General features: G+C 68.5%; 24 protein-coding genes. 7 read left to right on the top strand and 17 right to left on the bottom strand.

Features of this window, described 5'->3' with window-relative positions; all coding sequences use genetic code 11:
• Positions 1–640 precede the first annotated feature (640 nt).
• Positions 641–1,327 carry an autoinducer binding domain-containing protein gene (locus WJ35_RS19695; RefSeq protein WP_105856523.1) on the bottom strand — a complete coding sequence of 229 codons (687 nt, stop codon included), beginning with the start codon at positions 1,325–1,327 and terminating at the stop codon, positions 641–643.
• A gap of 386 nt (positions 1,328–1,713) precedes the next feature.
• Between WJ35_RS19695 and frmR the strand changes: the two genes are divergently transcribed.
• Both frmR and WJ35_RS19685 read left to right on the top strand, forming a co-directional pair.
• Positions 1,714–1,989 (top strand): formaldehyde-responsive transcriptional repressor FrmR, encoded by a 276-nt coding sequence (frmR, locus tag WJ35_RS19690; protein ID WP_011880512.1) that lies wholly within the window; start codon positions 1,714–1,716, stop codon positions 1,987–1,989.
• A 55-nt stretch (positions 1,990–2,044) separates the two neighbouring features.
• The gene (locus tag WJ35_RS19685) at positions 2,045–3,154 is read left to right on the top strand and encodes an S-(hydroxymethyl)glutathione dehydrogenase/class III alcohol dehydrogenase (protein WP_034193640.1); all 1,110 of its coding nucleotides are present in this window, start codon (positions 2,045–2,047) and stop codon (positions 3,152–3,154) included.
• A gap of 177 nt (positions 3,155–3,331) precedes the next feature.
• Here WJ35_RS19685 and WJ35_RS19680 read toward each other — a convergent pair whose 3' ends face one another.
• Together WJ35_RS19680 and WJ35_RS19675 are read right to left on the bottom strand one after the other, a co-directional pair.
• The gene (locus WJ35_RS19680; protein WP_069239756.1) at positions 3,332–4,525 is read right to left on the bottom strand and encodes an NnrS family protein; all 1,194 of its coding nucleotides are present in this window, start codon (positions 4,523–4,525) and stop codon (positions 3,332–3,334) included.
• A gap of 171 nt (positions 4,526–4,696) precedes the next feature.
• Entirely contained in the window at positions 4,697–5,722 is a 1,026-nt protein-coding gene (locus WJ35_RS19675) for an AraC family transcriptional regulator (protein ID WP_059559897.1), read from the bottom strand.
• A 353-nt stretch (positions 5,723–6,075) separates the two neighbouring features.
• Between WJ35_RS19675 and WJ35_RS19670 the strand changes: the two genes are divergently transcribed.
• The 5 genes from WJ35_RS19670 (at position 6,076) to WJ35_RS19650 (ending at position 10,990) form a co-directional block, all read left to right on the top strand.
• Positions 6,076–7,305, top strand: coding sequence for a dienelactone hydrolase family protein (locus tag WJ35_RS19670; protein WP_069239755.1), 1,230 nt, complete (start codon positions 6,076–6,078; stop codon positions 7,303–7,305).
• Between the two features lie 65 nt (positions 7,306–7,370).
• On the top strand, positions 7,371–8,159 hold the full coding sequence (locus WJ35_RS19665; protein WP_059494706.1) for an SDR family oxidoreductase: 789 nt from the start codon (positions 7,371–7,373) through the stop codon (positions 8,157–8,159).
• Positions 8,160–8,222: 63 nt separating this feature from the next.
• The gene (locus WJ35_RS19660; protein WP_069239754.1) at positions 8,223–9,470 is read left to right on the top strand and encodes a styrene monooxygenase/indole monooxygenase family protein; all 1,248 of its coding nucleotides are present in this window, start codon (positions 8,223–8,225) and stop codon (positions 9,468–9,470) included.
• Entirely contained in the window at positions 9,467–9,997 is a 531-nt protein-coding gene (locus WJ35_RS19655; RefSeq protein WP_011880519.1) for a flavin reductase family protein, read from the top strand. Before WJ35_RS19660 ends, WJ35_RS19655 begins: the two co-directional genes overlap by 4 nt.
• 33 nt (positions 9,998–10,030) lie before the next feature.
• On the top strand, positions 10,031–10,990 hold the full coding sequence (locus WJ35_RS19650) for a SphA family protein (protein WP_069223906.1): 960 nt from the start codon (positions 10,031–10,033) through the stop codon (positions 10,988–10,990).
• Between the two features lie 337 nt (positions 10,991–11,327).
• Here WJ35_RS19650 and WJ35_RS19645 read toward each other — a convergent pair whose 3' ends face one another.
• From WJ35_RS19645 to WJ35_RS19580, 14 genes are all read right to left on the bottom strand, one after another.
• Entirely contained in the window at positions 11,328–12,311 is a 984-nt protein-coding gene (locus WJ35_RS19645) for a type II secretion system F family protein (RefSeq protein ID WP_069239753.1), read from the bottom strand.
• 38 nt (positions 12,312–12,349) lie between these two features.
• Entirely contained in the window at positions 12,350–13,327 is a 978-nt protein-coding gene (locus tag WJ35_RS19640; RefSeq protein ID WP_069239752.1) for a type II secretion system F family protein, read from the bottom strand.
• A 17-nt stretch (positions 13,328–13,344) separates the two neighbouring features.
• Positions 13,345–14,712, bottom strand: coding sequence for a CpaF family protein (locus WJ35_RS19635; RefSeq protein WP_069239751.1), 1,368 nt, complete (start codon positions 14,710–14,712; stop codon positions 13,345–13,347).
• Between the two features lie 19 nt (positions 14,713–14,731).
• Complete coding sequence (locus WJ35_RS19630) at positions 14,732–15,940, bottom strand: AAA family ATPase (RefSeq protein ID WP_069239750.1); 1,209 nt, start codon at positions 15,938–15,940, stop codon at positions 14,732–14,734.
• Positions 15,941–15,960: 20 nt separating this feature from the next.
• Entirely contained in the window at positions 15,961–16,404 is a 444-nt protein-coding gene (locus WJ35_RS19625; RefSeq protein WP_069239749.1) for a TadE/TadG family type IV pilus assembly protein, read from the bottom strand.
• Positions 16,401–16,904, bottom strand: a complete 504-nt coding sequence (locus WJ35_RS19620) for a TadE/TadG family type IV pilus assembly protein (protein ID WP_196222105.1) — start codon at positions 16,902–16,904, stop codon at positions 16,401–16,403. Before WJ35_RS19620 ends, WJ35_RS19625 begins: the two co-directional genes overlap by 4 nt.
• Positions 16,905–16,947: 43 nt before the next feature.
• Complete coding sequence (locus WJ35_RS19615) at positions 16,948–18,219, bottom strand: pilus assembly protein TadG-related protein (RefSeq protein ID WP_069239747.1); 1,272 nt, start codon at positions 18,217–18,219, stop codon at positions 16,948–16,950.
• Between the two features lie 26 nt (positions 18,220–18,245).
• Positions 18,246–18,542 (bottom strand): hypothetical protein, encoded by a 297-nt coding sequence (locus tag WJ35_RS19610; protein ID WP_069239746.1) that lies wholly within the window; start codon positions 18,540–18,542, stop codon positions 18,246–18,248.
• A gap of 20 nt (positions 18,543–18,562) precedes the next feature.
• Positions 18,563–20,497 carry a type II and III secretion system protein family protein gene (locus WJ35_RS19605; RefSeq protein WP_069239745.1) on the bottom strand — a complete coding sequence of 645 codons (1,935 nt, stop codon included), beginning with the start codon at positions 20,495–20,497 and terminating at the stop codon, positions 18,563–18,565.
• Between the two features lie 112 nt (positions 20,498–20,609).
• On the bottom strand, positions 20,610–21,455 hold the full coding sequence (gene cpaB, locus WJ35_RS19600) for a Flp pilus assembly protein CpaB (RefSeq protein WP_069239744.1): 846 nt from the start codon (positions 21,453–21,455) through the stop codon (positions 20,610–20,612).
• Positions 21,456–21,490: 35 nt separating this feature from the next.
• On the bottom strand, positions 21,491–22,891 hold the full coding sequence (locus tag WJ35_RS19595; RefSeq protein WP_069239743.1) for an ATP-binding protein: 1,401 nt from the start codon (positions 22,889–22,891) through the stop codon (positions 21,491–21,493).
• Positions 22,892–22,923: 32 nt separating this feature from the next.
• Positions 22,924–23,463, bottom strand: a complete 540-nt coding sequence (locus WJ35_RS19590; RefSeq protein WP_069239742.1) for an A24 family peptidase — start codon at positions 23,461–23,463, stop codon at positions 22,924–22,926.
• A gap of 31 nt (positions 23,464–23,494) precedes the next feature.
• Positions 23,495–23,701 carry a Flp family type IVb pilin gene (locus tag WJ35_RS19585; protein WP_011880533.1) on the bottom strand — a complete coding sequence of 69 codons (207 nt, stop codon included), beginning with the start codon at positions 23,699–23,701 and terminating at the stop codon, positions 23,495–23,497.
• A 170-nt stretch (positions 23,702–23,871) separates the two neighbouring features.
• Positions 23,872–24,054 carry a Flp family type IVb pilin gene (locus tag WJ35_RS19580; RefSeq protein ID WP_011880534.1) on the bottom strand — a complete coding sequence of 61 codons (183 nt, stop codon included), beginning with the start codon at positions 24,052–24,054 and terminating at the stop codon, positions 23,872–23,874.
• Between the last annotated feature and the right edge of the window lie 810 nt (positions 24,055–24,864).

Below are 24,864 nucleotides of genomic sequence, written 5' to 3'. Positions count from 1 at the left end.
CTGTTCGTTGGGTTGGTGGAACGACGATCGACTCGGTGTTCGGGGCGAGCCGGCCTGATGCGCCGTTGCTGGACGGGCCGTGCGGCATTCGGGGCGCGTCTTCGACGGATAGACGACGGCCGAGCGATTCCTACGACAAGATGGATTCGTCGTCGCGGTCGCGATGGAGCTCTTGCGTGACCGCATTGCACACATCGCCGTGCGGCCTCACGACGGCGTTGCCGTTTTCGTTTTCCGCGTAGTGGTCTTCTCACGCTGCGATGCCGATCGAGGTCTCATCTTATCGACGGCCGCGGCCCGATCAAGTGTGAAAATTCACAGTCGCCGGCGCGTGAAAATTTCCAGGAAAACTGCTAGTGAGCGCGTCATGCGCCGAACCACGCCGGTGCGCGTGTCGCTGCCGGCGCATCGCGACGGCATGGCAACCGACCGGTGCCGGACCAAGCCAATCAGGGCGCGGGCCTCCCGCTGATCGCCGCCGCCAGCGCCGCGTGCGATTCGACCTCCGCCATCGAGCAGCCTCAAGACGGCGTCGCACGCACGTTGCTATGCTCGCACCGCCCGACGCGGACGCGCCGGCAGTCCACCGACGGCTGCCGTCGCGCAGGAATCTGCGTTTGCTGCCGGTGCCAAGCCGGGACTAATCGCGAACCGGAATCAGCCCGAGCATCGCCGCCTTGACCGTTGCGTGAGTCTTGTTGGTGGCGTCGAGCTTGTCCATCGCATTCTGGATATGGAAACCGACGTTGCGTTCGGTCAATTGAAGAATCGCCGCGACTTCGGCGGCCGTCTTGCCCTCCGCCGTCCAGTGCAGCACTTCCTTCTCGCGGAGCGACAACCGCATTGCGCCGCTCGGCATCACGTCCGAAACGATCAGGTTGCTCATCGTCGCGTGCACGAACTGGCAAAGCCAGATCATCTCCGGCTCCGTGCGCCGCAACTCTTCCGGCGAGATGGGCGGCCCGCCGCGCACGAGGCTGAAGGTGCCCATCGCGCCGCGATGATCGCGGAGCGTCTGCGACCAGCCGTGGCGCAGGCCGAAGTCCGCTGCGTCGCGCCAGAACGCGTCATGGCCGGCCAGCGGCCCCGGCCAGGGCATTGGCCGGGTGCAGGCTTGTCCGTAATGGAGAACCGGATCGGCATGCTGATACCGCTTTTGCGCGTAATGGGCGCGCCATGCTTGCGGAAAATTGTTCCATTCCATGCTGGCGGGCCGCGTAATCGGTATCGTGACCCGCAGCACATATGCGTGGTATTCGAACCCCAGCGCGCGAACGGCCGGCGCGAGACCATCGAATGCGTCGGATGCGGTTTCCGCCTGCTCCATGCTCGCCAGCAGCGATTCTCGCCATTGACTCATCTACGGCCCCTTCGATCGCTCGGTTATTCAATATAGTGTTCCCGACCCGTGAATCGCGCCGGTCACCATATCCGAACTCCGGAACCGAATCAATTGGCCGCGTTTCACAAAAAAATGGCGAACGCGACGTGGCCGCGCGACCGGCCGCGACACCGGCAGCCCGGAACTGCCGAACGTCCTGCGGTCGCACACCCCCGAGCAGGAGCCGCCGGTAACGCTGCCATTGCCGCTCCCATCCCGATCGCGACGGACCTCCCTTCCCTGCCGCCCAGTCATCCCCCCGGCAACACCCCCGTATACCTCCCCCCGACATTCCTCTATACTGCCCCCCAGTATCCGGAGCCCACGATCCCATGCCGCATTCCCCCGAAGAAAAGAAGCGCGTCCTGACCCGCGTGCGCCGCGTGCGCGGGCAACTGAACGCGCTCGAGCAAGCGCTGGAAGACGGCGCGGACTGTGGCCCGATACTCCAGCAACTGGCTGCGATTCGCGGCGCGATCAACGGCGTGATGGCCGGCGTGCTCGAAAGCCATTTGCGCGAGGAATTCACCCAGCTCGCGGACGCGACGCGCCCCGCTTCCGGGTCGATCGACGATATCGTGACGCTCGTCCGGTCGTATTTGCGCTGACCGATACGGGATCGTCGACGTGCCGATTCATTCGATGATTACTTAAAGGATTCCCATGAAATCACGTGCCGCAGTTGCATTCGAGGCGGGCAAGCCGCTGCAGATCGTCGAGCTCGACGTCGAGCCGCCCCGCAAGGGCGAGGTGCTCGTCAAGATCACGCACACCGGCGTATGCCACACCGATGCGTTCACGTTGTCGGGCGACGATCCGGAAGGCCTGTTCCCCGCCGTGCTGGGCCATGAGGGCGCCGGCATCGTGGTCGAAGTCGGCGAAGGCGTGACGAGCGTCAAGCCGGGCGACCACGTCATTCCGCTGTACACCGCCGAATGCGGCGAGTGCCTGTTCTGCAAGAGCGGCAAGACCAACCTGTGCGTGTCGGTGCGCGCGACGCAGGGCAAGGGCGTGATGCCGGACGGCACCACCCGCTTCAGCTACAACGGTCAGCCGGTCTATCACTACATGGGCTGCTCGACCTTCAGCGAATACACGGTCGTCGCCGAAGTGTCGCTCGCCAAGATCAGCCCCGACGCCAACCCGGAGCAGGTCTGCCTGCTCGGCTGCGGCGTCACGACCGGCCTCGGCGCGGTGAAGAACACCGCCAAGGTGCAGGAAGGCGACACCGTCGCCGTGTTCGGCCTCGGCGGGATCGGCCTCGCGGTGATCCAGGGCGCCAAGCTCGCGAAGGCCGGCCGCATCATCGCGGTCGACACGAACCCCGGCAAGTTCGACCTCGCGCGCGTGTTCGGCGCGACCGACTGCGTGAACCCGAGCGATTACGACAAGCCCATTCAGCAGGTGATCGTCGAGATGACCGGCTGGGGCGTCGACCACAGCTTCGAGTGCATCGGCAACGTCAACGTGATGCGCGCGGCGCTCGAATGCGCGCACCGCGGCTGGGGCCAGTCCGTCATCATCGGCGTCGCGGGCGCCGGCCAGGAAATCTCGACGCGTCCGTTCCAGCTCGTCACCGGCCGCCGCTGGCTCGGCACCGCGTTCGGCGGCGTCAAGGGGCGCTCCGAACTGCCGGGCATGGTCGAGGACGCAATGGCCGGCAAGATCCAGCTCGCACCGTTCGTCACGCACACGAAGCCGCTCACCGAAATCAATGAAGCGTTCGACCTGATGCACGAAGGCAAGTCGATCCGCACCGTCGTGCATTTCTGATCCCCATCCGACCGGCCGGCCACGCAGCCGGTCGCGCCGCATGACGACGCCGGCAAACCGCGAGGTTTGGCCGGCGTCGTGCATTCTGCGGGTGCGTCACGATCGCGCCGGCCGCGGCCTGCTGCGCCGGGAATGCGGCGGCGCTTCACACATACGCGCGGTCCGGTCGCACGCCCGTCAATCCCTGCGACCATCCGCGCGCGGCGACATCAGGATCGGCGCGTAATGCACGGCATACGCGGCGAATGCCACGATCCAGCAAGCAGCGGACGCATCGAGCCACACGACGTAGCCCACCCCAGGCACGAGCGGCCCGAACGCGCGCAGCAGCGTCGCGCCGATCATCAGCCAGTAGCACAGCCGCTCCCAGGGCCCGGCGACGAGCTTGCGCCCGGTATGGCCGAGCGCGGTGCGCGTCACCATCGCGATGATCGCCCCGCCGATCGCGCCGACCGTCAGCACATGCACCGCCAGCGAATGCGGCACGACGCCGGCGACCGACAGCGCGAGCATCGCGAATCCAGCCGGAATCCACAGGCACGATACGTGGAGCATCCAGACGATCGGCCGATTGCCGACGCGCCACGAGCGCCACCCGACGATGCGCCACGCATGCAGCACCGCAGTCGCGAGCGCGGCGGCAATCAGCAATGCGCCGGGTGCGCCGAGCGCATCAGCGAACAGCGTGAGCGCGACCGCCGGCCCCGTGAGCGTATCGACGAGCCGGAAGCGGCGCATCGTGAAGCCGGGGATCGCGTTCATCGTGAACATCGGCACGATGCGGCCCGTGATCACCGCGACGAAGAACACGACGAGCCCCGTCGCCGCGTAGGCGGCGCGCAGCGCGAGATCCGCGCGGCCGGTCGTCACGGCCACATGGAACAGCACGTTGAGCGCACCGAACAGCAGCAGCGCCACCGGCAGGAACACGTTGTGCCGGTTCTTCACGGCGACCAGCACGCGCAGCAGCACGGCGGCGGTCACGGGCAGGAACAGCGCATCGACGATCGCCGCGGGCACGGCCGACCCCGACCAGACGAGCACGCGTCCGGCGAGCCAGAGCAGCCACAGGGCTCCGAGCGCGGGGCCGCGCAGCGTTTCGCGCGACGTCCATGCGCGCACGGCGGTCGGCAGGAAACCCACGACGATCGCCGCCACGAAGCCGAAGATCATCTCGTGCACATGCCACATGAGGCCGGTCATCGCGCCCGCGCGCCCCGCGGCCGGCACGCCGTGCCAAGCCGCGAGCCACACCGCGACGGCGATGCTCGCGAACCCTGCGCCGGTCAGATAGAAAGGCCGCAGCCCGAGTTGCAGCAGCGGCGGCGTGGCGGGCGCGGATGGCGCCTGCATGGGCTCGCTGATTTTCATGTGCGCTCCGTCGATCGAGGATGACGTCATTCATCCTAGACCTCCGACGCACGCGACGACGGGTGCCCCTACGCAGCGCGGTGGCATCGTCCGCGTTCGTGACCTGCGTCAAGCTCGCACTTCACGCATGTGCGAGACTTTCGCAACCGCGCGTGTGTTGTCATCGCCCCGTCAGCATCGCGCGCGTCGCATCCGGAGCGTGGCCGACGGCGATTCCCCGAACGCCCGCTTGTATTCGATCGCGAACCGCCCGAGGTGCGCGAAGCCCCATTTGAGCGCGATGTCCGTCACCGACGCGAGCCCCGGCGTCGCGTCGTCGAGCAATTCGTCGCGCACGCGCTGCAGCCGCAACTGGCGCAGATACGCCATCGGCGTGCTGCCGTGGCGGTTGCGAAACCCGGCGAACAGCGTGCTCGGGCTCACGCCCGCCAATTCGGCCAGGCGCTCGATCGTCAACGGCTCGTCGAGATGCGCGCGGATGTACTCCTCGACGCGCCGCACGTAGAACGGCGCGAGCGGCGCCGGCGCCGGACGTGCGCGGTTGCGTGCGCTGTTCGGATGGCCGTACAGCAGCAGGTTCAGCAGCGTCGACTCCAACTGCTCGAACGCGAGCGGATGGCGCAACGGATGCCCGTCGGTTGCGATCGCGTCGGCCAGCATCGGCAGCATCTGGGCGAGGCACGCGCCCTGCGGCGACGCGAGGCTGAACTCCGGCTCGAACTCCACCGGCGCGCGGTGCTCGTCGCCGAAATGGCGCCGCGCATGCCGCTCCATCACCTCGCGCTCGACGCGCAGGATCACCTGCGGGCACGCGTCGCCCCACTGCATCCGGACCGGCAACGTCGGCGACAGCAGCGACGCGGTGTCGGGCGACGACACGAAGCGTGCCGCGCCGCACTCGATCTCGGCATCCCCGCGCAACGGTATCTGCAGCAGATAGAAGTGTTCGAGCGGCCCCGGCTCGATCGCCACCTGCCCGCCGTAGTCGAGCAGGTTCAGCGACAGGTTGCCCCAGCGCGCGTGATGCATGCAGCCGTGCAGCGCGTGCGCGGCGCCGGTCGGCGTGAGCCGATGCGGCTTGAACACGTCGGCCACGCGCGCGCGCACCTCGTCGACGTCGTTCGACTGCAGCAACAGCGTGTCGCGATTGAAACAGGCGGCCTCGCCCAGCCAGCCCGTTCCCGTAAATTGCCCCATCGAAGTTCTCCCGTCGTGCCCGATCGCACTTGCGCAGTGCACGTGTTCCCGATTCCTGGGAAGCGCGTCGCACGATCCGGATAGCACCCGGACTATCCGGACAGTCCGCGCCGTCGCGCGCGCAAGCCCCACGCCCATCACGCAAGAAGCGGACCGTTCGCGCATCGTAGAAAACTGCGCGGGTCTTCCGCATCCGCACATACCCGCAGTGCGCCGCGCGCCGGCCGCAGCGCCGCATGGCGCGCCGCAGGTTTCCGGAATCCGCGGATACCGGCCGAAGAAAGCGGATAGAAGTGCCAATTTCGTCCGCCAATACTGGGTCCATCCAAGCAACGCACCGAAGGGAGGGACGCATGAAAGGACGACACATCGAGGTTCCGTCGCCGCACGGCGGCGCGTTTCGCGCGTATCTGAGCACGCCGGCGGCCGGCAAGGGGCCCGGTATCGTGTTGTGCCACGAAATCTTCGGCGCGAACGCGACGATGCGCGACGTGGCCGACTATTACGCCGAAGAAGGCTATACGGTGCTCGTGCCCGATTTGTTCTGGCGTCAGGCGCCGGGCATCGAGCTCGGTTACACCGCGCCGGACTTCGAGCGCGCGATGGCGCTGTACCGCGACTACGACGAAAACGACGGCGTCGACGACGTCGCCGCCGCGCTGGCCGCGCTGACCGGCCGGCCGGAGTGCACGGGCAAGGCCGGCGTGCTCGGCTTCTGCCTGGGCGGCAAGCTCGCCTATCTGGCCGCGTGCCGGCTGCCGGACGTGGCGGCCGCGGTCAGCTATTACGGCGTCGGGATCGAGCACGCGCTCGACGAGGCGGCCGGCGTGCGCGGCCGGCTCGTGCTGCAGATCGCCGCGCAGGACCGCTTCTGCCCACTGGACGCGCAGGCGCGCATCGCCGCAGCGCTGAGCGGCCGCGATGGCGTCGAGGTGTACGTGTATCCCGGCGTCGACCATGCGTTCGCGCGCAGCGGCGGCGATCACTTCGACAAGGCGGCCGCCGTGATGGCGCATCAGCGCGCGATCGCCGCGTTCCGTGCGGCGCTCGGCCCGCACTACGATCTGTCCGCACTGTGGGAAGAACACCTGCGCCACGAATTCGACACGCGCAACGTCGACGCGACGATGGCCACGATGGTCGCGCAACCGTACGTGAACCATATCCCGACGCTGACCGGCGGCGTCGGTCACGACGAGCTCAAGCGCTTCTACACGCATCACTTCGTGCATGCGAACCCGCCCGACACAACGATCACGCCGATCTCGCGCACGATCGGCGCGAGCCAGATCGTCGACGAACTGCTGTTCTGCTTCACCCACACCACCGAGATCGACTGGATGCTGCCCGGCGTCGCGCCGACCGGCAAACGCGTCGAGATTCCGCTCGTCGCGATCGTCAAGTTCCGCGGCGACAAGCTGTATCACGAGCACATCTACTGGGACCAGGCCAGCGTGCTCGTGCAGATCGGCTTGCTGGACGCGGCCGGGCTGCCGGTCGCCGGCGTCGAGACGGCGCGCAAGCTGCTCGACGAAACGGTGCCGTCGAACCGGCTGATGCAGCGCTGGCGCGACAGCGCGTAAGCGCCCGAGCGACGGCCCGCAGCGCGAGCGCGTCGCCTTCACTCAATCATTCCAGGAGACACCCCATGACAGCTCTGGCAGGCAAAGTCGCGATCGTCACCGGCGGCGCCACGTTGATCGGCGCGGCGGTCGCGCAGGATCTGGTGCGCGCCGGCGCGTGCGTCGCGATCGTCGACCTCGACGTGCAGAACGGCGCGCGCGTCGCCGACACGCTCGGCGAGCGCGCGATGTTCATCGCCGCAGACATCACCGACGATCATGCGATCGAGCACGCGGTGGCGGCCGTCGTCGAGCGCTTCGGCGCGATCGATCTGTTGATCAACCTCGCATGCAGCTACGTCGACGACGGCATCCGCGCGACGCGCCGCGACTGGCTCGCGGCGATGGACGTCAACGTCGTATCGGCGGCGATGCTGGTCAAGGCCGTGCATCCGCACCTGGTGCGGCGCGGCGGCGGCGCGATCGTCAACTTCAGCTCGATCTCGGCGCAATGCGCGCAGACGGGCCGCTGGCTCTACCCGACCTCGAAGGCCGCGATGCGCCAGCTCACCCGCAGCATGGCGATGGATCTCGCGGCGGACCGGATCCGCGTGAACTCGGTGTCGCCGGGCTGGACCTGGTCGCGCGTGATGGACGAGATGACGCACGGCGACCGCGCGAAGACGGACCGCGTGGCCGCGCCGTTTCATCTGCTCGGGCGCGTCGGCGACCCGTCGGAAGTCGCGCAGGTCGTCACGTTCCTGTGCAGCGACGCGGCGAGCTTCGTCACCGGCGCCGACTACGCGGTGGACGGCGGCTATTCCGCGATGGGCCCCGAGCAGGCCGTGCCTGCGATCCCGCAGCTCGCGCAATAGCGGCAAGCCGTTGCGCCGCGCCGCATCACGACCCGATTGATTCGTCATACCAAGGATTTCATCATGAAGCGCATCGCCATCGTCGGTGCCGGCCAGTCCGGCCTTCAACTCGCTTTCACGCTGCTCGACCACGGCTATCACGTCACGCTCGCGACCAACCGCGACGCGCAGCAGATCCGCTCCGGCAAGGTGATGTCGAGCCAATGCATGTTCCACACCGCGCTGCAGCTGGAGCGCGATGCCGGCCTGAACCACTGGGAAAAAGCGTGCCCGTCCATCGAGGGGATCGGCGTCGCGGTGCCGCATCCCGACGGCGGCGGCCGCAAGGCGATCGACTGGTCGTCGCGCCTGACCCGCTACGCGCAGTCGGTCGACCAGCGCGTGAAGATGGCCGACTGGCTCGACGCGGTGCGCGACCGCGGCGCCGACGTGCGCATCTGCGACGTCGGCATAGCGGAGCTCGAAGCGCTCGCGATCAGCCACGATCTCGTGCTGCTCGCGGCCGGCAAGGGCGAAATCGTCAACCTGCTGGGCCGCGACGACGCGCGCAGCGCGTTCGAGCGCCCGCAACGCGCGCTCGCGCTGACCTACGTGAAGGGCATGACGCCGAGCCAGCCGTATGCGCGCGTGCGCTTCAACCTGCTGCCCGGCATCGGCGAATACTTCGTGTTTCCGGCGCTGACCACGACCGGCCCGTGCGAGATCATGGTGTTCGAGGGCACTCCGGGCGGCCCGCTCGACTGCTGGGCCGACGTGAAAACGCCCGAACAGCACCTCGACCGCAGCCTGTCGTTCCTGCAACGCTACGTGCCGTGGGAATTCGAGCGCTGCCGCGACGTCGAGCTGACCGATCCGAACGGCACGCTCGCCGGGCGCTTCACGCCGACCGTGCGCAAGCCGTTGTTGCGGCTGCCGTCGGGCCGCACCGTGTTCGGCATGGCCGACGCGGTGGTCGTGAACGACCCTATCACCGGGCAGGGCTCGAACAACGCGGCGAAATGCGCGAAGGTTTACGGCGACGCGATCCTCACGCGCGAGGCCGCGCCGTTCGACGAAGGCTGGATGCACGACACGTTCGAACGCTACTGGGCCTACGCGCAGCACGTCGTGCGCTGGACCAACTCGCTGCTCACGCCGCCGCCGCCGCACGTGCTCGAACTGCTCGGCGCGGCCGGCCAGTATCCGACGCTGGCCGCGACGCTCGTCGACGGCTTCGACGACCCGCGCCGCTTCGCGCCGTGGTGGTTCGAGCCGGCCGCGTGCGCCGCGATGATCCGCGAACACGCGGCACGTTCGGAGCAAGCGCGATGAACGCCAGCGCTTCCTCCCCTCTCGCCGCCGTCGATCCGCTGCAACTGCGCGCCGCGTTCGGGCATTTTCCGACCGGCGTCACCGTGATCACCACGCGCGCCGCCGACGGCCGCAAGGTCGGGCTTACCGCCAATTCGTTCTCGTCGCTGTCGCTCGATCCGCCGCTGCTGCTGTGGAGCCTGCGCAAGGTGGCGCCGAGCCGGCCGGATTTCGTTGCGGCCACGCACTTCGCGATCAATATCCTCGCGCACGACCAGCTCGAGCTGTCGCGCCGCTTCGCGACGCCGCGCGCCGACAAGTTCGACGGCGTGCCGCACGACGACGCCGAAGCCGGCGGCGTGCCGTGCCTGCACGGATCGAGCGCGCGCTTCGTGTGCCGCAACGTCGGCCATTACGAAGGCGGCGACCACCTGTTGTTCATCGGCCGGATCGAAGCGTTCGACGCGTTCGGCAAGGCGCCGCTGGTCTTCCATGCCGGCGAATATCGCGCGCTCTGCGCGCACCCGGATCTCGCACGCGCCGTTTGACCGGCTCTACTCATAACGCAACAGGAGGTGGTGATGAAGAATTGCGGCTCTCGCCTGCTCGCGATCGCGGGCATCGTGGTCGCCGGCCTGGCCGTCCACGCGCCGGCCCAGGCGGCCGACCTGCCGTCGGTCAACCTGGGGATGACGAGCTTCGTCGACGGGCTGCCGCCGGCCGGCTCCGGCTGGTACGGCACGCAGTACCTCGAGTACTACACGGCCGGCCGCGTCAACGACAACGCGGGCAACAAGGTCGGGCTGCCGAAGCAGGACATCGACCTGTTCGCGGGGCTGAGCCAGCTCGTCTACCAGGCGCCGCTGACGTTCGGCGGCATGCATCCGGGGCTCGACGTGATCCTGCCGTGGGTCGGCTCGGTCCATACCGACGACGGCATCGGCAACGTCGCGCTGAACGCGCGTGCGGGCTTCGGCGATCTGTTGATCGGCCCGTTCGTGCAGTTCGACCCGGTGATGGGCGCGCACGGACCGCGCTTCGCGCAGCGGGTGGAATTCCAGTTCATCGCGCCGACCGGCGCGTACGACCGCACGCGCGCGATCAATCCGGGCAGTCATTTCTGGTCGTTCGATCCGTACTGGGCCGCCACCTTCTGGATCACGCCGAAGTGGACCGTGTCGTGGCGGCTGCATTACTTGTGGAATGCAACCAATCACGCGCCGGCCGCCTCGCTCGGGCCGGACGTGACGTCGACGCAGGCCGGTCAGGCCGTGCATGCGAACTTCGCGACCGAGTACGAGGTGCGCCCCGGATTGCGGCTCGGGCTGAACGGCTACTGGCTGCGTCAGACCACCGACATGAAGGCGAACGGGCAGGACGTGGCGGGCACGCGGGAAGCGGTGTTCGCGATCGGACCGGGCGCGATGTACAGCTTCTCGCCGCAGGACCACGTGATGTTCAACGCCTACTTCGAGACCTATGCGCGCAACCGCCCGCAGGGCACGCGGATGGTGCTACGGTACGTGCATCACTTTCAGTGACGGGTGACGGGTGACGGGTGACGGGTGACGGGTGACGGGTGACGGACGGCATCGGGCCGTGCAACGCGATCGCGGCTCGCGCGCGCCGCATCGCGCGTGGCTCGCACGCGCGCCGTGCGTTCCAATGGCCGTAGGGGGCCACCCGCGCGGGCGGTGGACTACGGCCACGTCCAGGGTCGACCATGGGTCCGGGTTGCGTTGACGCCGCTATGATCGGCCTGTCTCGCGACGCCGCCCGGGGGACGACGAGCCTCCCATGAAGACGGTTGCCGTGCCGGCTCGCGATGCCGCGCAGCCGGCGCGCCGATCCACGGCGCGGCCGGCCGCGCCGCGCCGCTTACTGGCCGATGGTCGCGAAGCTCGGCAGCAGCACGCGGTACACATGAATCATCGCCGGCCCGAGCAGCACGCCCATCAGCGCGGGGAAGATGCAGAAGATCAGCGGGAACAGCAGCTTCAGCGCGATCTTCGCCGCACGCTCCTCCGCGCGCATGCGCCGCCGCGTGCGCAGCATGTCGGACAGCACGCGCAGCGAATCGCCGATGCTCGTGCCGAAGCGGTCGGCCTGGATCAGCATCGCGCAGAACGATTCGATGTCCTCGACGCCGGTGCGCAGCGCGAGATTGCGCAGCGCGGCTTCCTTCGTGAAGCCCGAGCGCATTTCGAGCAGCATCAGGTCGAGTTCGCCCGAGACCACTTCGCTGCGAAAGCGCAGCTCCTCGCTGACCCGCATCAACGCCGCATCGAGCCCGAGCCCGGCCTCGACGCACACGGTCAGCAGGTCGAGCGCGTCCGGGAAATCCTCGAAGATCGTCCGCTGACGCTTGGTGATGCGGCGCGACAGGACGAAGTTCGGCAGGTAGTAGCCGATGCCGGCCAGCGCGACGAGGATGAACGACAGCAGCATGCGCTGATCGGCGAGCCGCGTCGTGGCGAGCGCGAGCAGCGCGGCGCCCGGCAAGGTCAGCGCCAGCACCGTCTTCGCGGTGAAGTAGAGCCCGGCCGCGCTCGGGTCGCGCCAGCCGGCGTTCATCAGCCGGACCCGCAGCGGCGAGTCCTCCCAGCCCTCCTTCGGCACCGACAGCTTCGAGATCGGTTGCGACAGCTCGACGAGCCGCGCGATCCAGCGCGGGCCGGGCGCGCCGGCGTCGTCCGCTCCGGCGCCGGCCGCGCCGACCGCCACGCTCGCGCCGCTGGCCTGCTGCAGGCGGCGCTGCATGTTGCGCGGCACGAACAGCAGCATCGCGACCAGCACGCCGCCCGCGACGAACAGGAACAAGCCGGCGAGCATCACGGTATGTACTACGCTCAGGTTTTGCATGACAGCCTCGAATCGGTTCGTGAAGCCTGAGACACGCGTCAGACGCGAATCCGGATGATCCGGCGCATCCACAGCACGCCGAAGGCCATCGACACCAGCGTGGTGGCGACCATCTTGATCCCGGCCGAATCCTGCCAGAGCACCGCCAGGAATTCCGGGTTCAGCACCATCATCGCGCCGGCGGTGGCGAACGGCAGCAGCCCCAGCACCCACGCCGACATGCGCCCTTCCGCGGACAGCACGCGAATCTTGTCGAACAGCTTGAAGCGCTCGCGGATCAGCGCGGCGATGCTGTCGAGCAGCTCGGCCAGGTTGCCGCCGGTCTCGCGCTGGATCAGCACCGCGATCACGAAGTAGCGCAGGTCGCGCACCGGCACGCGGTTCGCGAGATTCATCAGCGCGTCGTGCAGCGACACGCCGTAGTTGATCTCGTCGAACGTGATGCGGAACTCGCCGCCCATCGGATCGGAAAACTCGTCGCTGACCATCCCGATCGCGCTCGTGAACGCGTGGCCGGAGCGCAACGCGCGCGCGATCATGTCGCACACGTCGGGCAGCTGGCGCTCGAGCTTGCGCATCCGGCGGCGGCGATGCCGCGTCACGTACAGCGTCGGGATGCAGCCGGCGAACAGCGCGACCGGCAGCACCGCGACGAGCGGCAGCGGCGTGACGCTCAGCACCAGCGCGGTGGCCGCGCACAACGCACCGCTCAGCACGACCAGCTTGGCGACCGTCCAGTCGAGGCCGGACTGCTGCAGCAGCAGGTCGAGCGAGTGCACGCGCGGCATCGCCATCAGCAGGCGGTCGAACGGCTTCGCTTCGTTGAGCATGCGCTCCTTCAGGATCGACAGCCGCTCCTTCTGCACCTGCCCGCCGGCGGACATCGCGCGCAAGCGCGATTCGATCCGGCGTGCGGCATTGCCGTGCCGCGCGTTCCACCATTGATAGACGCCCTCGATCGCGAGCACGACCGCGACGAAGGTGAGAATCACAAAACCGTAAAAGATCGAGTCCATGAGGCCTCCGGCCGTCGTCAGTTCGCCTCGTAATGGCGCGACGGGTCGTAGAGCGCGTCCGGCAGGTTGATGCCGAACGCCTGCAGGCGGTCCGCGAACTTCGGCCGCACGCCGGTCGCGGTGAAGTGCCCGCGCACCGTGCCGTCCTTGTCCACGCCCGTGCGCCTGAACGTGAAAATCTCCTGCATGTTGATGATGTCGCCTTCCATCCCGGTCAGCTCGGAGATGCTGACGATCTTGCGCTTGCCGTCGGTCAGGCGCGCCGCCTGCACGACGACCGAGATCGCCGACGCGATCTGCTGGCGCATCGTCTTCGGCGGCAGCGACAGGCCGGCGATGCTGATCATGTTCTCGAGGCGCGTCAGCGCGTCGCGCGGCGTGTTCGCGTGGATCGTCGCGAGCGAACCTTCGTGGCCGGTGTTCATCGCGTTCAGCATGTCGAGCGCCTCCGCGCCGCGCACTTCGCCGAGGATGATGCGGTCCGGGCGCATCCGCAGCGCGTTGCGCACCAGCGTGCGCTGCGTGATCTCGCCCTTGCCCTCGATGTTCGGCGGACGCGTCTCGAGGCGCAGCACGTGCGGCTGCTGGAGCTGGAGTTCGGCCGCGTCCTCGATCGTGACGATCCGCTCGTTCGGCGGAATGAAGCCCGACAGGATGTTGAGCAGCGTCGTCTTGCCGCTGCCGGTGCCGCCCGACACCAGCACGTTCACCTTCGCGCGCGACAGCGCGTCCAGCAGCTCCGCCATCGGCGGCGTGAGGCTCTGGAAGCGCACGAGGTCGTCCATCTTCAGCGGGCACACCGCGAAGCGCCGGATCGACATCAGCGGGCCGTCGATCGCCGACGGCGGGATGATCGCGTTGACGCGCGAGCCGTCCGGCAGGCGCGCGTCGACCATCGGGCTCGATTCGTCGATGCGGCGGCCGACGCGCGACACGATCTTCTCGATCACCTTCATCAGGTGTGCGTCGTCGTAGAACGTCACGTCGGTCAATTCGAGCTGGCCGTGCCGCTCGACATAGACCTGCTTGTACGTGTTGACGAGGATGTCCGACACGCTCGGGTCGCGCAGCAGCGATTCGAGCGGGCCGAAGCCGAACATCTCGTCGTACACGTCGATCGCGAGCTGGCGCCGCTCGATGTCGTTCGCGGGCAGCCTGTCCTCGTCGAGGATGCGCGCGATCAGCATCGAGATCTCGTGGCGGACCTGCTCCTGCGGCAGGCGCGACAGCCGCTCGAGCTCGACACGTTCCAGCACCGCGGCATGGATCTCGCGGCGCAGCTTCTGATACGCGTCGCGTACCGACGGATGGCCCGATCCGGCCGACTCCGCGCCCGTTGCCGGCGCCTGGGTCCGATACAACGACATCTGTTCGCGCAATGACATGATGGTTTCCCCGAAAGATTCACATGGACTTGAGCTTCGGCGTGGCCTTGCGGCCGAACAGCCGGGACATCAACGGTTCGCTGCTGGCCGCGTCGGGCTGGGTGCGCACGTCGCCTTCGACGATCTGCTTCGCGCACGCGTGCACCGCGCGCGCGACGCCGGCGGTGCGCGCCAGGCGCGACACCGGATACCCCTGGTCGATCGCTTCGCGCACGGTGTCGGCGTCATCCGGAATCGTGGTGCTCGCGTGCATGCCGAGCACTTCCTCGAGCGCGGTGCGGGTGCGCTCGCCCGTGCGCGTCATCCGGTTCACCACGAGCCGCAGCTGGTCGCTCGAGTAGCCGAGCGACATCAGGATTTCCTGCAGCCGGCGCCCCGCGCGCACGTGCGGCATCGTCGGCAGCAGCACGAGCCCGATCCGGTCGCTGCGGTCGAGCGCGACCATCGATACCGGATTGAGGCTCAGGCCGACGTCGAAGATCACGAAGTCGTAGCGCGGCGCGGCAACGCCGAGGATCCATTCGAGCGCGTCGTCGCGCATCTCGGCCGCCTTCACGGGATCGCCCGCGCCGGCCAGCACGTGGAAGGTGTCGCTGACCCGCGCGACGCTCGCGTCGAGAAACGCGCCGTCCAGGCGTTCGAGCTGCGTGCAGAGCTGCGGCAGCGTCGACGGCGGCGTCTCGTCGGAGACGAGGAACGCCGCGTCGCCGAACTGCTGGTTCAGGTCGATCAGCAGCACGCGACGCTTGAAGGTCTCGGCGATCTCGTACGCGACGTTGCTCGCGACGAACGTCGTGCCCGAGCCGCCCTTGCACGACATGAACGACACGATCCGGGTGTCGCCGCTGTCGCGCCGCGTGCTCTGCGCGGCCGCGCGTTCGAGCGCACGGGCGAGCGCGGCCGTGTCGATCGGCCACTGCAGCACGTCGCGCGCGCCAGCGCGCATGGCGTCCAGCAGCATCTGCGGCGATGCGTCGGCGCTCACCAGGATGCCGGTCAGGCCCGGATGCTGCCGGCAGATGCGTTCGAGCGCCGCCAGCTCAGCCGCATCGATCTGCCCGCTGTCGATCAGCAGGATGTCGAACGCGTCGAGCCCGTCGGTGCGATGCTCGATCTGCGAAGGCCGGCCGGCCGCGCGCGTGACGCGGTAGCGGCCGGCGTCGCTGACGAGACGCGCGATCCGCATGAGCCGGGCCGTGTCGTCGGAAGCTACGAGGATATTGATCATGACTGTGCCTCGTCGTGCAATTATTGACAGGCTGATCCGCCGGTCGAGGAATTCAGGCTCTCTCGCGGGAGCGTCGTCGTGAAGGGCGGCATAGTGAGCGCGACGTTGACGAACGGGACCATCGTCTTGACGGTGAGGTTCGTGATGCTCAGCGTCACGAACGAGCAGCTGCTCACGTCGCAGCCCGACGGCGTGTAGGTCACCGCGACGTTCGCATCGGCCAGGATCGGCAGCATCGACTTCACGCGCTTGACGATGCCGGCGGCGTTCACGTCGCACACGGTCGCGGTGCGCGCGCCGAGGCGCATCGCCTCGCTCGCGGTGTTCCAGTAGAACAGCACGCGGCCGAACTCGCAGATGCCGATGAGCAGCGTGCAGAAGATCGCCGCGACCAGCGCGAACTCGACGACGGTCGCGCCGCGCTCGTTGCGGCGGCACAGCGGGGAACGGGTGCGCGGTTTCATGACACTTGCCTCATCACGGTGACGATGTTGCCGAAGGTGATCTGCGGCAGGCCGGGGAACGCCGGGATCGGCTGGTACTTGTAGCCCTTGATCTTCACCTCGACCAGGTTGATGCTCCCCGACGGCGTGCCGCTCGACGCCCCGTTGTTGGTGTCGTAGGTCGCCACGTTCGCGAACTGCGGCGGATCCGACGCATCGGCGCAGTCGGGCGTGTGCGCGGCGTCGCAGACGATCACCATCGACGTGGTGAGCCCCGGCACCAGCTCGGTGCCCGTCGCGCCGCAGGTCGTACTGCCGTAGACGGCGAGGCACTGCGCCGCCGCAAGCGGATAGGCGGGATCGCTCGACAGGTAGGTCGACAGGTAGCGCGCGGCGTCGCGGGTCGACTTGGTCAGCGCCTCGTACTGGTAGATCGCGCGGCCGAACTCGGCCACGCCGGTCGCGAGCACGATCAGCGGGATCAGCACCAGCGCGAACTCCACGGCGGCCACGCCGCGCATGCGCGAACGGTGCATCGGAAGCCTTTTCATGATCGCGTCTCCTCTATTGAACGAGCATCGGCACCTTGACGCCCGCCGAGCTGCCGACGCCCGGCAGCCCGTGCGTCGCGCAAGGTGTCGAGCCCGATGCGGTCGAGCCGAGATATTCGAGGTGCGCGACCACGCCGCCCGCGCCCGGGCTGAACGGCAACGGATCGAGCATCAGCACGCAGTCCCACTGCGTGACGTGCAGCTTGCTGCTGCTGCCCGACAGCGTCGAGCAGTCGCCCTCCGGCGCCAGCGCGAGCCGGCGATCGCCGCCGTACGTCTGATAGTTGCTCGCGGTGGCCGTCCCGTTGGTCGCGATGCCGCTGCCGGCCGGCGGCGCGCCGTCGCCCTGGTAGGACTTGAAGCTGGCGCGATCGAGCACGAACTGTGTGTACGCATCGCCGACGATGCCCGGCGTGCCGGGCGGCCCGTATTTCGGCCCGACGTACGCATAGCCGGTGAAGTCGGGCTGGCCGCTCGAGCCGTTCGCGCCGTTCGTATAGATGCCGAAGCGGGTGTTCCAGGCGCGCAGCGACGCGGACTTCAAGCCGGTCGAGCCGAGATCGGGCGGCGACGTGATGTTGCAGGTGTTGCCCGACAGCTCGCTCGCGATGGTCGTCTCGTTGGTCGAGCCATCGAGCGCCGCCCAGCCGAAGTTGCCGGGGCCGTAGGTCGACGACGACCCGGACGGCGACGAGATCCAGTCGCCGACCTTGTACGGCGCGGCCGACGAGGCGCGGCACACGAACACCGGAATCGCACAGGTCGTCTGCCCGGCGGCGACGGTCGCGATCGCGCTCGCCGACACCTGCGTCGCGTTCGCGACCTGTACGCCGGGCATCGTGTTCAACACGCCGACGAACCAGTTCGCGATGCCGCTCAACGTGGCCGTGCATTTCACGTACTTGACGTTGGCCGGCGTCGAAACCGCCGTCTTCGTCAGGAACGGATTCGTCAGCGAATCGCTGAACGTGACGTTCGAATCGGTCAGCATCTGCACCGCGCTCTTCTGAAAGAACGCGAAGTTGACGTGACCGGCGGCGATGCCGTCCGCCTCCGCGACGGACAGGCTGATCGCCGAAGTCAGGTCACGCGCGGCGGACAGCGCGCAGGCGTCGGCGCTGTTCTGCAGCTCGCTGCGCGTGACGTACAGCTTGCCAAGATCCAGCGCGAGGCCGACGAACCCGATCAGCACCGCCAGCGCGACGGCGACGACGACCGCGACGGCGCCGCGCTGTCGATGCAAACTGCGGCGCGTGAGTTTCGGATGACGAGCTGCGCTGGACATGGCGTTCTCCCTGAGCTTGCCTGTTGTTATTGCGCCGACTTGCCGATGCCGATCACGAAGGCATTGCCCTTCGGCTCCGGCTGCTTGAACGACTTGTCGTAGTTGTCGAGCGCGGACGCCGCGGCGTGGCCCGACACGGCCGGCGTGGACGGCGCGTGCTCCGCGGCGTGCGGATCGATGATCTGCGCTTGCATCACGGTGCGCACCGATTCGCCGAACCGGCCGTCCCACACCGGCGTCGACGACATGCAGCCCGCGAGCGCGGCGGCGAGCGGCGCGGCCAGGGCCATGCGGCGCACGATTACGAGGTAGGCGGATTTCATGAGCTTCCCCTTGAGTGGATTCAATGATCGGTGGACTGGGGGCCTGCGTTCGCCCGCGCGACCTGCGCGTGGGCGGCGGCTGGCAGCCGGGGCTTCTGGGGCGGCGTGCTGCCCGCGGCCGCCGCGAGACGCGCGGCGGCGGCTTCGATGCGTGCGACACGGGCTGCGTTGGCCGCATCGGCCGGCGGCTGCGCGACGGCCGGCGCCGCGCTCACCGCACCGGCCGCAGCCGGTGCGGCTGCCGCCGCGTTCTCCGGCTGGACCGCGGCAGGCGCCGGTGCGTCGGCAGGCGCCGGGGCACGCGGTGCGGGCGCGGCCGCCGCGGGCGCAGCCGATTGCTGCGCGGGCGTGGGCGCCGGTGCCTGCGGCGCATCCGCGGCGCCGTTCGCCGGTTGCGCGGCCGGCCGGCGCACGCCGTGGCGGCCTTCCATGTTGCCGGTCGCGAACACGTCGACTTCGTTCGTCCGGGTGAAGCTGTCGGTCGGCAGCGGCACGTCGGCGGTCTGCAGCGGCTTCACGAGGTGCGGCGTGATGATGAAGATCAGCTCGGTGCGGTCCTGCTGGAACGACGTACTGCGCGCCAGCGCCCCCAGCACCGGGATTTCGCCGATGCCCGGCACCGCCTTCAGCGAGCCCGTCGCGTTGTCCTTGATCAGCCCGCCGATCGCGAACGATTCGCCGTCGGCCATCTGCACGGTCGTCGATGCGCGCCGCGTCGTGATCAGCGGCAGGATCGACGCGCCGGCGACGTTGGTCGCGGTGAGCGTGACGCCCGTCTGCGACAGCTCCGACACCTCCGGCGCGACCTTCAGGCTGATGCGGCCGTTCGACAGCACCGTCGGCAGGAACCGCAGCGCGACGCCGAATTCCTCCTCCTGCAGCGTGATCGTCGAGCCGCCGCCGGTATTGCTCTGCGGGACCGGGATGAAGATCTTGCCGCCGGCGAGGAACGTCGCTTCCTGGCCGCTGATCGTCACGAGGTTCGGCTCCGCGAGGATCTTGACGAGGTTGTCGGTGTTCTGCGCGTCCACCGCGACGCTGAACGGCCGGTTGTTCGCCTTGTTCGCGACGATGCCGCTCGCGACGCCGGCGAGCAGGTTGCTCACCAGCGCGCCGCTCCACGAGCCGAAGCCGCCCTGGATGTTGAACGCCGAGCCGAGCTGGTTGATCAGCGTCTTCGACACCTCGGCGACCTTCACCTCGAGCATCACCTGCTGCGGCGCGGTCACGGTCAGCATGTTGAGCACGGTGCCGCCGCCCTTGGCCGTCCCGCCTTCGCCGCCGCCGGCGCTGTCGCTGTAGGCGCGCGCGATCTGCACGGCCTGCTGCGCGGCCTGCGCGCTCGACACGTTGCCCGCGAGCACGATCGTGTCGGCCGCGGTCGACACGTGGATGTCGCGCTCGCCCGGCATCAGCTGCCCGAGCGACGCCTGCAGGCCGCCCGCGTCGGCGCCGACCGCCACGTCGATGATCCGGCACGCGCCGCTCTTGCCCTGCACGATCATGTTGGTCGTGCCGACCGACAGCCCGAGGATGTAGAGCGTCTGCGGCGACACCATCGTCGCCTGCGCGACGGCCGGGTTGCCGATCGTGCGGTTGCGCACGGGCTCCGGCATCGGCACCAGCATCGACTTGCCGAGCGGCACGCTGACGGACGTCGATTCACGCACCGCGCCGACGCAGTTCGGCCCGCGCAGCGGCCCGTTCGCGGCGGCGGCCGCGGCGCCCGCCGCAGGCGCCGGCGTCATGCTGATCGTCATCTGCATCGGTCCCTTCGCGACGGCGGCCGGCGCGCTCGCGCCGCCCTTCGTCAATGCCGCCGATTCGGCGGCTTCCTGCGCCAGTGCGCTGTATACCGTCAGCGTTCCGGTACAGAGGATCGCGGCCATCATCGCGCCTCGTGCGATACGTGTGCGCACCGGGCCGGTACCTGAGTGTTGCGGTTTGATCTTCATTTCGTCTGATCCCCCGAATTCCCGGCGCAGCGCCGGTTGTCGACTTCCAAGGCCGCCGTGCCCTGACGGCGGCCGATCTGGTTAATCTGTTGTGTGGGCCTGTCGTGCGGCTTCAGAAACACTCGACGCTGCCGGCCACGCCGGTCAGCACGCCGATGCAGTCGCGCCGCACCGCCGGCGCCGCGTGCGACGCGACGTGCACCCGCACGGTTCGCACGCGGGCCGGTGCCGGCGCGGGCGGTGCATCGGGCACCGGTGCCTTGCCGAGCAGCGTGAGCTTGGTCGCGCCGTCGGTGTTCAGCGTCTGCTTGTCGACCTGGTTGCGCAGCACGAGCGACAGCGTGCCGACGCTGCGCGCGACGTCGAGCTTCTCCGCCTGCTCGGGCGACACTTCGAGCGTCACCGCGTTGACGACCTTCGGCTGCGTGTCGTCGCGGCTGACCTGCTGCGCGACCGCCAGCACCAGGATGTGCTCGAGCACGATCTTCGAGATGCTCTGCTGGTTGTCGGTCTTGCCCGGCTCCTGGGTGTTGACGATCACGTCGACGTAGTTGCCCGGCAGCGCGAAGCCCGCGACGCCGACGACGTCGTTGACGCGCACCGTGATCGCGCGGTTGCCCGCGCCGATCACGGCGGACAGCCCGCCCTTCGTGCCGAGCGGCGCGAGCTTCGCTTCGAGCACGGGCTCGCCGCGCGCGAGGCTCGTGCGCACGACGCGCCCTTCGAGCGACTTGGTGTCGGTGAACGCGCCCGGGGGCACGCTGCCCGTCGGCCAGCTGATGGTGCGGATCTGGGCCGGCCCGATCGGCTCGCCCAGGTTGAGGTCGGTGGTCGCGACCGCGACGGACGTGACCGAACCGTTGGACGTGTTCATCAGCCAGCGCGACGCGAACACGACCGCGGCAAGCCCCGCGACCATCGCGACCACCAGCATCAAGATTGCGCGAGTGTTTTTCATGGCAATGCTCCTCGACAGATCGTGAATGAAACGGCTCAACCGGCGACGCGCGTGCGACCGCCGCGCTCGCCCGGCGGCAGATACCCGCCGTCGCGCTCCGGCGCCGCGCCGAAATAGCTGGCCCAGGCGTCATGCAGCGCGTCGTGCGTCACTTCGGGCGGATCGCCGCGATAGCGCGCCGACGCGGCGACGAGACGCAGCAGGTCGCCCGGGAAGCAGGCGAGGAACGCCTTGCCGGTCGGCAGGTGCAGCCGGTGCAGCAGGTAGTCGAAGGCGTCCTGCGACGACACCAGCCCGAGCGACTCGCACGCGGCGTCGAACACCGTGCGGTAGTCCTCGATCTCCATCGGCCCGACGTAGAGCTTCGAGCCGAGGCGGCGCAGGAACGCGTCGTCGCCGAACTGCGACGGCGCGATGTTGCTCGAGAACACCGGCCACACGTCGAACGGCACGAGAAAGCGGTTGCCCGAGCCGAGCGTCAGCAGGTCGACGCCGCGATCGAGCGGCCGCAGCCAGCGGTTGAGCAGGTCGCGCGGCTCGACGCGCTGGCGGCCGAGGTCGTCGACGACGTACATGCCCATGTTGGCCTTCACGTGCGGCGGCGCCTGGTAGCAGCCGGACGCGTCTTCGCGCCGCAGGTCGAGCTCGTCGAGCGTCAGCTCGCCGCCGGACATCACCATCGGGCGCTCGCACAGCCGCCAGCGGCGGTCGACCGACTGCCCGTCCGGCTGCTGCGCCGCGTCGACGTGCACGAGCGGGTCGTGGATCTGGATGATCTCGCCGCCCGCGTAGATCGCGTACGGCACCGGCACGTCGCCGCGCATCAGCATGCCGAGGCGCTCCGCGAGGAAGGTCTTGCCGCTGCCCGCAGGGCCGTGGATCAGCAGCGGCCGGCCGGCGTTCAGCGCGGCGGCGGCCGCGTCGAGGATCGACGTGTCCATGATCACGCCGTCGAACACGGCCCACACGTCGTTCTGCGCGACGCGCAGCTTGCGCACCGAATGCGCGTCGATGCAGGCGAGATACGCATCGAGCGGCACCGGCGCCGGCCCGCTGTAGCTGCTGCGCGCGCGCTCTTCGAGCGCCGCGACGCGGCCGGCGTCGGTCAGACGGAACGACACGTCGAGATCGGTCGTGCCGCGATGCGTGATCTCGACGAGATGCTCGCGCACGAGGAACGCGAGCACGTCGTCGAGCACCGAGATCGGCAGGCAGTGCCGGTCGATCAGATCGCCGTACGACGGGCGGCCGAGCACCAGCGTCGCCTTCAGCACGAGCCCAGCCACGAAGGTCTGGCTCAGCCCGGTTTCCGCGATCGAGCGCGGCGCCGGCGGCAGCTGCGTGTCGGGCTTCGCATGCGCTTCCCGCTGCGGCGACGGCTGCGGCAGATGCGCTACCTGCGCGTCGCGTTTCGGTTCGGTGGGATTCGTGTTCATGTTCGTTCCATCCTCGTTGCGGATACGCCGCGCTATGCGCACGATGCGAACAACATCCCCAGCGTGCCCGCGGCGATTGCGACGCCGTACGGCAACGCCCCCACCGACGCGGATTCGACGGGGCCGTCGGTTGCCCCTGCAAGCGGCGCGGCGGCGCGATGCGCGACCAGCATCCACACGTTGGTCCACATCCGGCGCATGCGGCCGCGCAGCAGCGCGAAGCCGAGTGCACCGACGCCGCCCGCGACGAAGGTCGCGAGCACGATGTAGAAGGTCATCTGCGCGCCAACCCATGCGCCAATGGCGAGCATCAGCTTCACGTCGCCGGCCGCCATCCCGTGCATCAGGTACAGCGGCAGCAGCAGCGCGAGCCCGGTCGCGGCGCCGGCGAGCCATGCGAGCACGCCGGCCGGCACGCCGTGCAGCGCACATTGCGCGACCAGCGCACCGGCGAGCCCTGCGACGACGAGCCGGTTCGGGATGCGGCGGCTCGCGAGGTCCGTGCTCGCCGCGACGATCACGAGCAGCGTCACGCACAACGGAACCGGATAAGGCGGCGCAACTGGCAACATGGCGAACCTCGGTTAAATGAAACGATCTGGATTACTGCCCGAGCGCGGTATTCACCGCCGCGGTCACGATCGACGCAATCGCGTCGTACGCGCCTTGAACCGAGCCCTTCAGCGCGACCACGGCGCCGAGCACGACGGTCGCGAACACCGCTGCGAGCAGCGCGTATTCGATCGACGTCACCCCTCGCTCGTCGTCGATCCATCGCGATACCGCTACTGCAAGTACCCTGGCGCGCATGACGGCCTCCGATCCGGTTGATCGACCGAGCGGGAGACGGCTCGCGGAGCGCACCGGCCGAGCCATCCGCCATTCGGTCCATCAGACATTCGTTGCTTGGTATGTCCGGCCTTGCTCGACGGACGACATGGCGACGAACGGGCCGGACCAGCCGTTCGTCGCCCCGTCATTCAGATCGCCGCGTTGAGGTCGTCTGCGATCGTGTTGAACACAGTCTTCAGGTCGTTACCGACCAGCGTCAGCGCGGCAACGAGGCCGACTGCGATCAGCGCGGCAATCAGGCCGTATTCGATGGCCGTCACGCCTTGCTCGTCTTGAACGAAACCGCGGACCTTCTGGATGAACGTGGACATGGCTACTCTCCTTTTGCACTGCTACGAAAACCCCGTGGTCTGGAATAGACGCGGGGAGCGGGTACCACCGGTACTACAAAGAAACTCGGAGCCGAGGCTCAGCGACGGGTGCGGCCGGCTGCGAGCCGATCCGGACCTGGAGACATCGGTGAGCTGGTGTGTGCGCTGCACATGCGTGGAACGATCGGCGATACATCACGATCGAACCGGACGGCACGGCTGCCGTCCTGCACAAGGCCGCGGATTGAATGACCGACGCAAGCGCGTCGATACTGCTGAAGGTTCCCGTCGCGGCATGCGAGCCGCGTGGTGCTGTGGTCTGTCATTTTTATTCCCCAATGCTGTCATCTGATTCTTATTGCGCGAACGATGCTGACGCTCGCTCGATCGATCGGTCGACGATGCTGCCCGCCGCTGCGTGGACCACTACGCCGTATTCCCCGACGCGCTTGCGGTCCATCGTCCTGCACGGGTGAGGCGCTCCGGTATGTTCTGCTGCGTCAACCGGTCGCGGCTCGCATCGTCGCCTGCCGTGCGGCCCTAGACGCAAAGAGCAGGCCAGCCGACCGACAATCGAGGCGCAGCAAGGATTCCGACGATCCATGCGCCGGGCCGGCGGCAGTGCGACACCCGAAATGTTTCAGATTTGATATATGCGCGGCGGGCATCGGCGCGCGTCGGCCGGGCGCAGGCGCGCTGCCAGGGCGGTTCGAAAAATTTTCTCGGGACTTTCCCGAACCCGCGACGCCATTCATCCGACGCGTATTCGATGCAGTCCCGAAGCAGCGACAAACGCGGAATGTTTCAAGC

Origin of the sequence: Burkholderia ubonensis, from assembly GCF_001718695.1 — a bacterium.
In the GTDB taxonomy this organism is placed as follows: domain Bacteria; phylum Pseudomonadota; class Gammaproteobacteria; order Burkholderiales; family Burkholderiaceae; genus Burkholderia; species Burkholderia ubonensis_B.
This window is presented reverse-complemented; position numbering and strand designations above follow the sequence as displayed.